Raw genomic sequence first — 13,378 nt, forward strand, 5'->3', positions numbered from 1 at the left:
ATACTCTTTTGTTTAGCTATTCTGTTGTTTGCATATTCTGTTGTTTGTATATTCTGTTGTTTAACTAGTCTTGTATTTAACCAATCTCTGGCTTATAAATAAGCATTATCTGTCAACGTACTTGTAGCATGTACTCTAACTTTTATTTTCTTCTCTTCACCTGATTAACTCATTATTTGTACATAGTTATTCACCAGGTTACAGGAGATAATATTGAGGATGCTAGATTAGTTCAAAATGATTTGAACTAATCCATAAATATAAAATTATCATGGTCCAAATTACCTTAGCAGTTTAAGTCAAAACCGATCAATAAAAAGGAACTATAGAAATGAGAATGCTTGAAGAATTATTTCCGGAGTTTACCCAGAAATTGGACGAAATTGATCAACTTTACGCCGAAAAAAGGATGATTGACGAAAAAACTTATCAATTCATTTGTTTTGCTCTCTCCATCAAAGCCAGGTCAAAGCCCTGCGTTTTGAAGCATTTCAAAGGTGCTCTCGAAGCAGGAGCTACAGTCAAGGAACTTTCGTATATCTTTGCCCTGGTGATGCGAGAAGCCGCTGGCGCCGACGATTGCTGGACCCATGATGTAATTGGGGACTGGAAAGAAATCCTGAAAGGTAATATTTCCTGCAGCTGCGCAGGAGATGAGAAATAAGGTCATTAATAGCAACTATTTTCAAGTTTATTTTTCAAACCCAGTCAAGAATTCGCCCTCAAAAATATATTAAGACTGAAGTTTACAATTAAGAGTAAGGAATAAAATGGACGAAAAATATCTGACGTACTTAAGGCAAAACTGGAAAAAAATAGGACTTTCCATTGTAATTCTTATATTCTCAGTTGCATTGGGAATATTCATTTTCGATACAATAGAATCCAACATTTTCCTTAAGTCGTCAAATAATACTGTATACGTAGCTGGCGATGGAAATGGAGATTTTACCTGTGACGGAACCGATGACCAGGTAGAGATAAATCAAGCTCTTGAATATGTTGCAAAAAACCCACAGTCTACAACCGTTCATTTAAGAGGCCCAAATACATACATCATCTCTGACAGTGTCTTAATTGGAAATAATACAATCTTAGAAGGAGACTATACGGCTGTAATAAAACTTGAAGACAACGCAGACTGGCCAGTGAACAAACCCATAATAACACAGATGGACAGCGATGGAGTCCATGGAGTCACTATAAAAGGATTTGAAATAAATGGAAATCATGACAAGAACGAAGATAGAAAGAGAGGGCAAGGATACTACAATATTATCAAGTTCCTTGACTCTAAAAACATAGACGTTCACGATATGTATATGCACGACGGGCATGGAGATGGGGTAAGGGTAGAGAGAGGTTCTAATATCAAGTTTTATAATAATACAGTGTATAAATTGGGACATGATGGCCTTTTTGCCATTGATTACCTGAACGTAGAAGCCTGGAACAATAGAATTACCTGCAGGACCAACAGCGGCCTTAGAGTCTGGAACTCAAATCATGTAAAGTTCCATGATAACGTAATAGATTCCTTTTACCACTGGAGCGCAGGCGGCTCTGGAGTTCTGATTGAGAAAACAACAGGTGTAATGAATGACATAGAAGTGTATAATAACACTATTTATAATACCTATGGCCCTGGAATCTGGCTGATAGGTTATGGAGAGGCTTATTCCAAGGAAGAGGCGCAGAATGTCCACATTTATAAGAATACCCTCTATAACACAGGTACTAACCCCAGTATTGATTGGGTAGGAGGGATTGTAACCAGCGGGTTTTATGACACCCTTATTGAGAGGAACGTGTTTGACGGAGTATATCATGCAGCCATTGCCCAGATGTATCCCCCTTCTTCCGAAGACACAAACAATTCAGTTGATCTCTCACCTCAAGGTACAGGCTACAATACGATTGTCCGTAATAACATAATCATTGATACCCAGAAGCGCAAAAAAGACCCTGAAGGGACAGGATACGCAGTGATTAATTATCTTCCTGAAACGCATTCCTTTGTGCTGGAAAACAACTGTCTATACAATAATACAGGTGGAAATTATAAAAATGCAAGTTCAACCACTGACATATATGTAAATCCTCTCTTTGTAAACCAGAATAAGCATGATTATCATCTGAAATCAAATTCTCCCTGCAGAGGTGCAGGATATGTGTCGTCAAACTCTTCAAAAGAGCTAGATGAGAATGAAAACAAGGTAAACATGGGAAGGTATAACTAAACTTGTAGTGCTTACACCTGTAGTACTTGCACTTGTAGTACTTGCACTTATATTAATTACACCTGTAGTACTTGCACTTGTAGTAATTACGCAAAAATCAAAAATTATTTTCTGAAAAATCCATTAACGTGAGCTGCTTCGAACGGGAAAGTTTTGCCTGCATGGGTTTCATGCAGTCTCCAGACAAATGGTATCTTTCCATAAGAGAGCTGAGTATTCCATAAAGTTTAGCCTTATAAGCTATATCAACTCCTCCTTTTGCATACAATTTGCGGTAAGGATCCGCAAGTTCGGGAAAGTTAAGTTCAAGGAAACCGAAGAAATGCTTTCTGGTTTCGCCCCTGAGGTTAAGAACACCAGGAAGAGCATATTCAACATTACATTCGGCTGCAAGAGACATAATTTGCTCGAGATTCTGAGGATTATCGGTAAGAAAAGGAAGAATTGGCATCATATGGATTCCAGTAATAGCAGATGTGTTTTTAAAAGCCCGCAGAACTGAAAACCGCTTTTCAGGTGAAGAAGCAAGGGGTTCCAGTAGGGCACTTAATTTTTCATCCACCGTTGTAACCGTAACTGCGATATTTACAGATGTTAGCTCAGCAAGTTCTGAAAGAAGGTCATAGTCTCTAAGGATAAGGTCCGATTTTGTAGATATAGTGACCGGATTTCGGTATTTAATCATCAGCGTAAGAACCTCGCGCATCAACCTGTACTTTGCTTCTACAGGCTGATAACTATCGCAGACCCCGCCTATATTAATCACTTCCTTTTTCCAGCTTCGTGCTGCAAGCTGCTTTTCAAGAGCTTCCGCAACATTCGTTTTTACGTAAATCGTTTTAAAAAAGGCACATTTTTTATCCGCTACAGAGGAACAGATTTCTCTCCCGAATCCTGGATCTGTATAGGCAAACTTCTTCTTTTCTTCCAGATAGCTATGAGAGTACATTGCATAACAGTAATTACAACCGTGTTCACATCCCCTGTAAATATTCAAGTCCCAATGAAATGGTAGATTACTGCTGGATTTATTTATCCGATTAAGAGCTTTTTTAACCTTGATTTCTTCGAACATCCCGGAATAAGATAGGGTTGAGAACTATAATAAACTTAAGAAAGGAGAAACTAAGAAGAACTTAGAGAAACTTAATAAAAAAGAACCCAAAAAAACTTTGAGGAACTTAATAAAAAAGAACCCAAAAAAACTTTGAGAAACTTAATAAAAAAGAATCCAAAAAGAACTTTGTAGCAGGAAACAGATTTCCAAAAAGTAGAAAAGGAGAACATTATTTTCAGTAGTTACTCTCAGTAGGTATTCTCTGGAATAATTCTCTAGAATTATTCTCTGTAAACTCCATCTCCTGTAATAAGTTTTCCTTCCACCTTTACCCAGCCTTCCTGAGGACCTGAAAGTTGGATAGAAATTCTATCAACGTAGTCATTATATCGCCATCCATGGATCCACCATTCATTCCGGCTATCGAGCTCGACAAAAATCTGGACATCGGCATCATGAGACGTATCATAGTGCGCATATACCAGGCTCTCATAATCAAAATATTCGGGGTTGATATGCTCAGGTAGAGGAATTTCCGAGCCTTCTTCGGATTCTCGAAGATTATATTTAGGTAGAAGCACTGACTCATTACCAACAGGGAATCGGGTATTAATCATATGGTCAGCCCTTACATTGGTCCCGAAATCAAACGATTTCAAAACTGGGGTTTCTTCTGAGTATTCATTGGACTCCATTATTTGTTCTTCTTCCTGAACTTCATCTTCAATATTCTCGGACCCAGGCTCAGGTTCGGGCACAGCTACAGGAAGGGAATGATAAACCGGTTTAATTTCGGCAGCTTCTATTTTGAACATTAGTCCATGCTCAGTATCCTCAAGGCTAAGATTCCAATTTGAAGGCTTATTGTAATAATCACCATTCACCATTTCGAGTCCCACCTCGGATTCATTTTCAAAAACAGGAACGGGCAAATATAAAGTTACATTTTGCAGGGTGCTGCTGCTTTCTATAATTATATCGTATTCATAATTACTCATAAGACTGTCATTATACAGTTCCTCGTTTCTATTTGCCAGATAGATTGAGCCCAGCACAAGCAAAAGAAGAATAAATAATATAATACCTCCAAAAATTGTCACCTTTCTGATCATTGTCAGTCATCCTCCCCTAATGATTGAAAACAGATATGTGAGAGTGATAATTAAACCTTACTAAATTTAACAAGAAGAATAATCATGAATTTGTCACGCATTTGTCGCACTGTATGAATAAACTACAAAAAGAACCGAAGTAACCGGAATACACAATTTACTGGCAACAAACTACTGGCAACAAATTACTTTTTATAAATTAGAAGATTAGACTCAAAAAAACACTTAGTTTCTTGTAATTTGATAAGGAACGTTAAATATATATTTTAACATGTGGGAGGAAGAATCGAAGAATCTGGAGACGTTAAGCTTGTTATCACCACCTCCGATACTGAAAGGGTACATGTACGGGGCACAGGAAGCCCATCAGGCACGGAACTCAAACAGGCTTTTAGCCATACGCCTTGAAACGAACAAATCCTGCAATCTTCGCTGTCGCTACTGCTATGCACAGAGTGGCGAAGACTCGGCAAAAATAGCCGATTTTAATAATCTCAAACGTATTATTTAGGAGGCAAAAGAACTCGGGATCAGGTCTGTGGTCGTAATTGGGGGAGGAGAGCCGACCCTGTACCCGAGTTTCAGGGACCTAATAGCTTATATTGATTCCCTGGGAATAATCCCGGTGATTTTTTCGAATACGGTTTTAATGACAGAAGAACTTGCAGAGTTCCTGTACAAACACAACGCCTCAGTAATGGGAAAGTTAGATTCCCTTAAGCCTGAGGTTCAGGACTACCTAGCAGGAAGAGCAGGAGCCTCCGAAGATATCAGAAAGGGGCTTCGGAATCTTCTCAATGCAGGCTTTTCAAAACCTGCGAGACCTGGAGAACTTCGTCTGGGAGTTTCTTTCGTCAGTAACAAAATGAATCTGGAAGAAATTGAAGAGATCTGGCATTTCTGCAGGAAAAACAATATTTTCCCCAATATGGAAATTCTAACGCCTACAGGCAGGGCAAATGACGAACTTGAGGATAAGCTACTAACGGCTGACGAGATAAAGGAATATAAATTAAAACTGCTGGAAATCGACCGGAAATATTATGGTTACGACTGGCTGCCCTACACACCGATTACCGCTAGTGGATGCCTTCAGCACCTCTACAGCCTGTATATCAATATAGACGGAAATATCCGGCCCTGTGCACCTACAAAGCTGGACGAACATCCTGCGCTTAGAGTTGACGGGGAATATCCCTATAACGTAAATAAAATGAGCCTTCGGGAAATTTATAATTCCGATCTTTTCACATATGTTCGAAACATCGATAAAATGCTCGAGGGAAGGTGCAGAAACTGTGAACATAATGAAGAGTGCATAGGCTGCCGGGGATATGCATACAGCGTAGGTGTAAAACATGGCATAGACCCTCTTAAAGCCCTCAGGATGGAGTGCCAGCAGTGCTTCAAGTAAATGGCAGATTAGTAATTGAATAGTAATTGAATGGTAAAAGAATGGTAAAAGCAAAACTCAGGCAATAAATAAGTTAAAAGAAATAAATAAAGATATGTACTGTTGAATAATTTGAGGAGAAGGTGAAAAATTGAACAGTACAGGAAGAGTGGAGTTTGGACAGGTTTCGGAAAATAAGGAAAAGATAGTAATTACCAGTAAGGAGGACGTAGAAGAAAGACTCTGTCAATGCCTGAAAAACCATGAACTACCTGATTACTTTCTATATATAGGCACTGGAGGAGCAAAAAACTGGCTGAGACTTGATGGGGCTGAGACGTTTTCTGTAGCCAGGCAGCTCAAAGCCCTTCTGGAAAAAAATCTAGACTCAATTGTGAGATTTATTCCAACAGGCATGAGTCTCGTAAGCGTGGGAGTGGGAAATGGGGAGAAGGAAAGAATTTTTCTCGAAGCACTAGTAAGGAAAAATCTAGCTGAAAACCCGGCCTCAGGAAAAGTGTCGATACGCTATTACCCTATCGATATAAACAGTGAATTTGTAGATATCGCTCTTGAAAAGGTCGATAACCTGCCTGTTGAAAAGAAGGGAATAGTTGGCTTTATAGAGGATACGACCGCTTTTAAAGAAAATTGGCGTCTCCCGATTCTTTTCTGCATATTAGGAAATACCTTTTGCAATTACGAGCCAGAGTTCATTCTTCAGCTTGTCCATGAAAACCTTGAGCAGGGAGACCTTTTTTTCTTTGATGCCAACCTGCTACCTACTGAAGGCACAGAGACACAATCTGCAAGGAAATCCGTACTGGGCACATATGCGTCAAGAGAGAATGCCCTCTTCAATATGTATCCCCTGCTTCAGTACGGAATGGCTCCTGAGGATTTTGATTTTGAACTCTTGCTTGCGCATGTAAACTCAAGGATAGGGGGAGTATACAGAACCAAGAAGAGTCTGTATATCCTGAAGGATACTGAACTCAAAATCGGGACAGAAACCATAGGCTTAAGAGAAGGAGACGTCATCCGTATGGGTTTTACTTATAAATATACATATGACCAGATTACAGCTTTTCTGGAAATTTGCGGATTTGAGATCCTCAAGGCTTTCCTGAGTGAAAAACGAGCAAACGTCATAATCCTTGCAAAAAAACGTATATGAGGATAACACGGATCAAAAGGTAGGTTCAGGGTATGGGTTGCAAGATAAATGAACTTGATAGGGGAGAAAAAGAAAGATCAGGTATTGATTACGGGTGCGAGGAATTTGGAAGGCTGAAAAGCGTATTGATTCATACGCCTGGGGAAGAACTTTCTCTACTCAACGACTCGAATTATAAACACTGGCTATACGATACGGTTCCTGAAATTTCCAGGTATATTAAAGAGCATAGAGACTATCAAGAGTTGCTGGAATCAAACGGAGTTAGAGTCTATGAACTTGAAGATTATGTTGACGAGAACACAGATCTAATTAAGAAGATGCCAAATCTAACTTTCTTGCATGATATTGCAGTTATCTCCGAAAAAGGGGCTATTCTCTCGAGAATGCGTCCGCCTGCCAGGGAGAAGGAAGAGGTTGTTGTAAAGGAAGCTCTAAATAATCTGGGAATTCCCATTCTCAGCGAATTCAATGGAGGACAAGGGTTTTTCGAAGGCTGCCTCCTGCTCTCAAAAGAAACAGTCTTTGTAGCTGATACGGAAAGACACACTTACCCATTTATAAGAGAATTTGTTTCAAACATTCTCAAAGAGTTCAGTGAAGTTATTTACGTCCGGGTTCCGAAAGCCAGGCGGTACATGCACCCTGATACCGTCTTCAACAGGATAAGGGAAGACCTTGCCCTTACTTATCTACCTGCATTTGAGGAAAGCTGCCTGTTTACGGAAGATTCCAGAGAAAAAATAGATTTTAAAGCTTTCATGAGCGAGAAAGGAATGGAAATTATTTCTGTTTCGGATTCCGAGCAAAGCCGCCTGGCCTGTTCTTTTGTTCCTTTAGAGAGCGGAACTATTTTTCACTACGATACCGCACTTGATCAGAAAACCAGGAAAGAACTTGAAAATGAAGGTATTGAGATTATTTCTTTTCACCCGGATGCCCTACTTGCAGGAGGAGGAAGTCTGCGCTGCCATACTCTGAGGCTTTGTAGAAGGAAAATTAAAAATTAAAGAAAGTTGGAAAAGATCTGAAGAGAAGGTCAGAAGAGCCGGACTGAGAAAGAACAACCCGGGTCAATATATAAAGTCAAGAATAATCGACACTGCGTAGATTATTAGAACTCCGTGATAAACAGGCAGTATCTTCATTCCGGCACCCGGATTTTTTTCTTTCCACAGGTAAAGGTTTGCCCCTGCAAGGAGCACAAAACCCACAAGAAAACCGTAAAAAGCGATCTCCCCAAGCTCTTGGAGAAAGAAAATAGCTGCAAGGAAATGCAGGGCCGTAAAACCTGTAATCCAGTACATTGTCCCTTTTTCACCGTAGAGTACAGCTATTGACTTCATGTCTCTTGAGCGATCGTTTTTCAGGTCTATAAAGTCATTCAATCCCAAATGCGCCATTGTCCAGGGATAGAAAAAAAACATGTAGAGCAACATGGTCATGTCTGGATGACCGTAGCATAGATAACCTGCCGCCGGAAAAAGCGTAAAATCCGTCCTGCCCAAAAGCTGTGCAATTGGATAGTTCTGATTTCTCTTTTTTATCTGGTAAAAAGCCTCAATGCTGTAAGAGTACAGCATAACTACAAACACGTATAAAGAGTTTGGATAAGGAAGTGTAAGAATCAAGGCTGAAACGACTGCTACAAGCAGGATAAATAACAAAAAGGCATTTTTTGAAGAAACTTTTCCTGAAGGTATAGGTCTCTCTTTAAAAGGCCTCCAGTACCTTGTAAGCGTGTTTTCTACATCAAGCCGATCTCTCTTTCTATCCACATAATCATTAAGTATAAAACCAGCTTCAAACCCAAGCAGCCCAATTAAAGCCACCTTAATAGTCAACGCCCAGGAAAAGCCGCCATAATTTGCAAAAGCAAGCACTAGCCCAGAGCAGGAAACAAGAGGCCAGGCAGGAAGAAAATGAGCACGTATAAGGTCAAGATAAGCTTTCAGGGTTTCTATCATTTTTTAGCCTCAATAGCAATAGAGGTAATTAAGGAAACTATTACATAAAAACTATGAAAATAGGGTAAAACTGCTGTTAAGAAGCCATTATTTTTGGAAATGATTTATTTACGAATGTAGTTACATTTACGAATGTAGTTACTTTTTTGTTTCAGGCTGAGGCTTTTCAGAGTTTCACTTGTTAGGTCCAAATGGAGATATAGCATATAAGAGTATCAATAAGTCTAAAGTATTTTTAGAGACTTGCCCGATGTTACAGGTTTCAAGGACTGTCTGTGAATTTTCCCAGATATAAGGATAAAACAAGATACGAAAGGATCTTCAGATTAACTTCAATAAGCTTGAAGCTATTTTTATAAGATATGATTATTAAATATATGTTAATGTAGTCTCTGACAACAATAATAAAAAAATTCGAGATAACTGTATTGAGAAAATTTTTTGAGAAATTGCCGATATGAAGAGATATAAAATCAGAGTCGAGTTATACAAATCATTTTAAAAAACTAAAATTGTAGCCTATTAAAAGGCTACTTGGATAATTCCTTTTTACGCTACTAAATTATACGGTTTGTGTAGCGTTGTCATCTGCAGAGTCGTTGTCTTCAACTGTAACATTGTCATCTGCAGAATCATTGTCTTCAACGGTCATATTGTCATCTGCAGAGTCGTTGTCTTCAACGGTCATATCGTCTGCAGAGTCGTTGTCTTCAACGGTCATATTGTCAGTAGCAAAGTCGTCATCTGTAATGTTGTCGGCTGGAACTTCTGCGGCTACATCTTCGGTCTGAGTTCCATTTTCGTCTGCTACTGGAGCCTGGTCAGTCACTTCTTCTTGAGATCCATCTTCTGCTGTTGTGTCAGCATTCTTGTCAGAACAACCAGCTGCAAAGACAACAGCACTAATGACAAGGAGCATTGCCATAATCTTTAACATTTTTTTCATTAATAATACCTCTAAAGTTCTCTTCCTTTTTTACACCCAGCTCATATAAAATTATGAGATTTTCATATGAGATATTTATGCATGACCAGTCAATAACATTAAAACTTTTCGATTTGATAAAAGAATGATACCGCAAAATGGTTTATTTGGTTAGAATATATGCACCACCCTGAATATTATTAATACTATCCAAATTATTAAACTCAGAACTACATATTAATTTTCAAACTTTATTAAATAAATATAACCATGAGAATAAATATATAAACTGTTAGAAAAGAATAACCACTCAGCGGAAGAAAAGTATTTAAATTGGATGTAATATTCCTCCGTTAAGGAAGCGCAAACCTGCTAACATCCGGTTTGGAAAAGATCTGAAGGCAGTCTGAGGATAAAATCTGAAAAATTACAAAACTCTTAAATTCTGTGGTAAGGCTCAGAAGGAATTCAAAAATTCCCTGTTCATAGGTTATGCCAGACCTGTGGAAAGTGAAGCTGAGGCAAAAACTTTCATAAAAGGTATAAAGGAATTGCACCGCGATGCAAACCATAATGTTTCGGCTTATTTTATAAAAGAAAAAAGCTCTTTTGCTCTCAAATATGACGACGACGGTGAGCCTGCAGGCAGCTCAGGAAAACCTATTTTTAAAATACTCGAATCAAAAGAAATTCTGAACGCAGCTGTGGTCGTGACCCGGTATTTTGGGGGAATAAAACTGGGTTTCGGAGGACTTTCGAGAGCATACAGAGATACGGCACTCTCGGCTATTGAAGATGCAGAAGTTATCGAAGTCTTCGAGCAGGCCAGATTAAGAATATGTCTGAGCTATTCAGAAAGTCAAAAAGTAAGAAATCTGGTAGAAAAATACGCAGAACTCCAGGAAGAAACGTATTCAGATAATGTGGAATTCATCATTCTTGTAAGAAAGGATCTTGAAGATGAATTCATTAAAAAAATAATAGATCAAACAAAAAATAAGGTCGCACTTGAAAAACTTTAACTTCATTAATTAAACTTGCACTCTTACCAGACGCCCCGGAAATAAAAGAACCTGAAGCCGAAGAGAAAAAAGTCAAAACCGTAGAGAAATCAGCTCTCAATATTTTTCTGCAGCATTGATCCCTTCTTGCGGCATTATCTTGATGTAACTGTCACGCTGACAAGAATTTACACCTTTACAATTCAAGATCTCTTATGTGGCGCTCGTACTGTTCTTCCCAGGCCGGAGCAGTTATGCAGACCTGCTTGAGATTTCCACGGAACCAGAACCTTTTTCCTGCAGGCACGACAACTACGTCTCCAGCTTGGGCCTCAAATTCTTTATCCTCAACTATCCAAACCCCCCTGCCTTCAAGGATATAATAAATAAAATCGCTTTTTTCATGCAGGAACTCCTCTGTGTGCCCTTTCTGTGTTTCCTGATAGAGTACACCGGCATTTCCGGATTCGGCTTTAGTGGTGTAGATTCTCATCTTCACTCCTTTTTTCTCAATTACTGCCGCATCCTCAGGCTTGAAAACCACACGCATGGATTCGGTAGAGCCAGCACGTAACCCCGTATGAGAGCTTTCTTCAAGCGAATTAAGAAGGAGAAGATTTTTCTCAAATCCGCCCTTTTCATGTTTTTTCCGCTGCCTTATTGTCTCAAGTTCAGCTTTTGAAGAGCCTCTCAGTTCCGCGATTCTGTAAATTACCTCAAGCAGGTCTGCAAGCTCTTCAAGCTTTTTACTTTCAAGATACTCCTTCAGTTCCTCTTCGAGCTTATTTTCAAGTTCAGGAAGAAAACTGGAGTCTGAAAGCTCACGGATCATGCATTCCTTGCCTGAAAGTTTGAAAATTTCAGGTATAAAGTCCCTAACTGCTTTTGAATTATTTACTGCCATAATTTTGCCCGGTCACAGGAATTTGTGTTTAAGATCAGCCAATTGTTGCTCACCGTTTAAATAAAAGCAATGAAGATTCACTGTAAGAAGTAATCGTCTCTTGCCCTGACAAGCGCCTTTATATTCTCAAGTGGAGTATGTGGGGCCAGCCCGCAACCTGGAGCAAGGATATCAATTCCATCTTCAAGGCAGGCAGTAGCCTCAAGGAGAACTGCTTCAGGCCCTTTTGCAAGCAGGGTATCGGACGGAGAAATATTTCCTATAAGCCGTACCCGATCGCCTATAGCCGCTTTTGCGAAACTTACACTTACTTTTTCTTCAATACTTATCCCATCAAAACCTGCATCTCCGAGAGAATTAAGAACGGCTGTGGCGTCGCCACACATGTGAAGGACTTTCAAGCCTTTTACTTTCCTGCAAAATTTCCTGTAAAGGGGAAAGACCGATTCTTCGAACATCTTAGGGGAAATAATATCAGGTCCTGCTTCGGAGTCTATAAGGGTTATGGCATGTGCGCCTCTTTCAAGCAGACCATTGGCATATTCTATGCAGGCATCGGTAAGAACACCCATTAGTTCCTCAACAACTTCAGTATCCTTCACAAACCATGTAATATAATTTTTTATTCCGGCAAGCATGAAAGCAAGTCCAGCAGGGCCAACAACCCCTGCAACAACAGGCACCGTCTCTCCTACTTTTTCGTTAAGAATTTCAACCGCTTCCAGGACTACCGAGGTCCGCCTGCCCTCAAGAAGCGAATCTGGAACCGTTATGTTCTTCACATCTTTCTCGTTTTTGCAGGGGAAATCCGTAATATAAGGCTGCATATCTATACTTCCTTCGTCTACTGTGCACCCAAGGGTCTCTGCAAGTACGGTGATGTCAAAAGGACAGCGTACATTCTCAAATCCTGCAGTTTCATACCCGGCAAGTGCAAGCGTAGCCATCTGATCGGCATTGAAATTTGCCTGGGGCCAGTATGCTCCAGTCGTTTCCATTAGTTCTACAGTGCCTGTCTGAGTTACGGAACAGACAGGAATAATGTCTACAGCCTCTCCTTTGAGTGCCTTTTCAAACCTCTCTCTCAGGGTAAATTGACTCATTTTTATCACCAGAATGTAATTATCAGCTAAAGAATATGCTTTTGAGAGAATCTATTCAGAGAAACAATGTATTGAAGCAAAGATATAAAAATATATGAATGAAAAACCTCACAGGAATTAAAAAATAAGTGATATGAGTTAAAAATATATAGGAGGTAAAAATGGCAGGAGGGAAAAATGGGCTCCAATGAAAAAAGCGGAAGAAATAATGGTTATGAAGTTGGAAATAATATGAAAAATGGGGATGACGTTGAATATGATGTAAAAATGGGGATGAGATTGGATATGATATAAAAATGGGGATGAGATTGGATATGATATAAAAATGGGGATGAGATTGGATATGATATAAAAATGGAGATGATGTTGAATATGATATAAAAATGGAGATGACGTTGAATATGATATAAAAATGGAGATGACGTTGAATATAATGTGAAACATCTGGTTGATGTTGATATGATACGAAAAATTTGGGTTTCGATTTAAATTGAGACAC

General features: G+C 39.3%; 13 protein-coding genes. 7 read left to right on the forward strand and 6 right to left on the reverse strand.

Translation table 11 applies throughout. From position 1 onward, the window contains the following. The first annotated feature begins 331 nt into the window (after positions 1-331). Complete coding sequence (locus tag MSBRW_RS16260) at positions 332-664, forward strand: carboxymuconolactone decarboxylase family protein (protein ID WP_011306688.1); 333 nt, start codon at positions 332-334, stop codon at positions 662-664. 106 nt (positions 665-770) lie between these two features. Continuing rightward, a complete protein-coding gene (locus MSBRW_RS16265) occupies positions 771-2,240 on the forward strand; it encodes a right-handed parallel beta-helix repeat-containing protein (RefSeq protein WP_011306687.1) in 1,470 nt (489 codons plus the stop codon). 97 nt (positions 2,241-2,337) lie between these two features. Here the strand turns inward: MSBRW_RS16265 and MSBRW_RS16270 are convergent, their stop codons facing one another. Then, positions 2,338-3,315, reverse strand: coding sequence for an SPL family radical SAM protein (locus MSBRW_RS16270; RefSeq protein WP_011306686.1), 978 nt, complete (start codon positions 3,313-3,315; stop codon positions 2,338-2,340). Between the two features lie 263 nt (positions 3,316-3,578). Then, entirely contained in the window at positions 3,579-4,409 is an 831-nt protein-coding gene (locus tag MSBRW_RS16275) for a hypothetical protein (protein WP_011306685.1), read from the reverse strand. A gap of 310 nt (positions 4,410-4,719) precedes the next feature. Here MSBRW_RS16275 and MSBRW_RS22660 point away from each other — a divergent pair, with 310 nt between their 5' ends. From MSBRW_RS22660 to MSBRW_RS16290, 4 genes are all read left to right on the forward strand, one after another. Then, positions 4,720-4,920 carry a radical SAM protein gene (locus MSBRW_RS22660; RefSeq protein WP_011306684.1) on the forward strand — a complete coding sequence of 67 codons (201 nt, stop codon included), beginning with the start codon at positions 4,720-4,722 and terminating at the stop codon, positions 4,918-4,920. Positions 4,921-4,938: 18 nt separating this feature from the next. Next, positions 4,939-5,823: a radical SAM protein gene (locus MSBRW_RS16280; protein WP_155398343.1), complete on the forward strand. Its 885-nt coding sequence runs from the start codon at positions 4,939-4,941 to the stop codon at positions 5,821-5,823. Positions 5,824-5,953: 130 nt separating this feature from the next. Further along, complete coding sequence (locus MSBRW_RS16285; RefSeq protein WP_011306682.1) at positions 5,954-6,979, forward strand: L-histidine N(alpha)-methyltransferase; 1,026 nt, start codon at positions 5,954-5,956, stop codon at positions 6,977-6,979. 32 nt (positions 6,980-7,011) lie between these two features. After that, entirely contained in the window at positions 7,012-7,989 is a 978-nt protein-coding gene (locus MSBRW_RS16290; RefSeq protein ID WP_011306681.1) for a dimethylarginine dimethylaminohydrolase family protein, read from the forward strand. A gap of 63 nt (positions 7,990-8,052) precedes the next feature. Here the strand turns inward: MSBRW_RS16290 and MSBRW_RS16295 are convergent, their stop codons facing one another. Continuing rightward, a complete protein-coding gene (locus tag MSBRW_RS16295) occupies positions 8,053-8,946 on the reverse strand; it encodes a prenyltransferase (protein WP_011306680.1) in 894 nt (297 codons plus the stop codon). A 562-nt stretch (positions 8,947-9,508) separates the two neighbouring features. Next, on the reverse strand, positions 9,509-9,892 hold the full coding sequence (locus MSBRW_RS16300) for a hypothetical protein (protein ID WP_011306679.1): 384 nt from the start codon (positions 9,890-9,892) through the stop codon (positions 9,509-9,511). Between the two features lie 458 nt (positions 9,893-10,350). On the opposite strand from MSBRW_RS16300, the gene MSBRW_RS16305 reads away from it, so the two are divergent. Further along, entirely contained in the window at positions 10,351-10,893 is a 543-nt protein-coding gene (locus MSBRW_RS16305; RefSeq protein WP_268990326.1) for an IMPACT family protein, read from the forward strand. Between the two features lie 175 nt (positions 10,894-11,068). On the opposite strand, the gene MSBRW_RS16310 is transcribed toward MSBRW_RS16305, so the two are convergent. Next, positions 11,069-11,776 carry a cupin domain-containing protein gene (locus MSBRW_RS16310; RefSeq protein WP_011306677.1) on the reverse strand — a complete coding sequence of 236 codons (708 nt, stop codon included), beginning with the start codon at positions 11,774-11,776 and terminating at the stop codon, positions 11,069-11,071. 77 nt (positions 11,777-11,853) lie between these two features. Then, a complete protein-coding gene (gene mtaA / locus MSBRW_RS16315) occupies positions 11,854-12,879 on the reverse strand; it encodes a methylcobamide:CoM methyltransferase MtaA (protein WP_011306676.1) in 1,026 nt (341 codons plus the stop codon). Positions 12,880-13,378 lie beyond the last annotated feature (499 nt).

The organism is Methanosarcina barkeri str. Wiesmoor (assembly GCF_000969985.1).
Classification (GTDB): domain Archaea; phylum Halobacteriota; class Methanosarcinia; order Methanosarcinales; family Methanosarcinaceae; genus Methanosarcina; species Methanosarcina barkeri_B.

What these genes read in the sequence shown, in the direction of transcription:
- MSBRW_RS16260 (WP_011306688.1), top strand. Translation starts at nt 332, where the DNA reads ATGAGAATGCTTGAAGAATTATTTCCGGAGTTTACCCAGAAATTGGAC.
- MSBRW_RS16265 (WP_011306687.1), top strand. Translation starts at nt 771, where the DNA reads ATGGACGAAAAATATCTGACGTACTTAAGGCAAAACTGGAAAAAAATA.
- MSBRW_RS16270 (WP_011306686.1), bottom strand. Translation starts at nt 3,315, where the DNA reads ATGTTCGAAGAAATCAAGGTTAAAAAAGCTCTTAATCGGATAAATAAA.
- MSBRW_RS16275 (WP_011306685.1), bottom strand. Translation starts at nt 4,409, where the DNA reads ATGATCAGAAAGGTGACAATTTTTGGAGGTATTATATTATTTATTCTT.
- MSBRW_RS16290 (WP_011306681.1), top strand. Translation starts at nt 7,012, where the DNA reads ATGGGTTGCAAGATAAATGAACTTGATAGGGGAGAAAAAGAAAGATCA.
- MSBRW_RS16295 (WP_011306680.1), bottom strand. Translation starts at nt 8,946, where the DNA reads ATGATAGAAACCCTGAAAGCTTATCTTGACCTTATACGTGCTCATTTT.
- MSBRW_RS16300 (WP_011306679.1), bottom strand. Translation starts at nt 9,892, where the DNA reads ATGAAAAAAATGTTAAAGATTATGGCAATGCTCCTTGTCATTAGTGCT.
- MSBRW_RS16310 (WP_011306677.1), bottom strand. Translation starts at nt 11,776, where the DNA reads ATGGCAGTAAATAATTCAAAAGCAGTTAGGGACTTTATACCTGAAATT.
- mtaA (WP_011306676.1), bottom strand. Translation starts at nt 12,879, where the DNA reads ATGAGTCAATTTACCCTGAGAGAGAGGTTTGAAAAGGCACTCAAAGGA.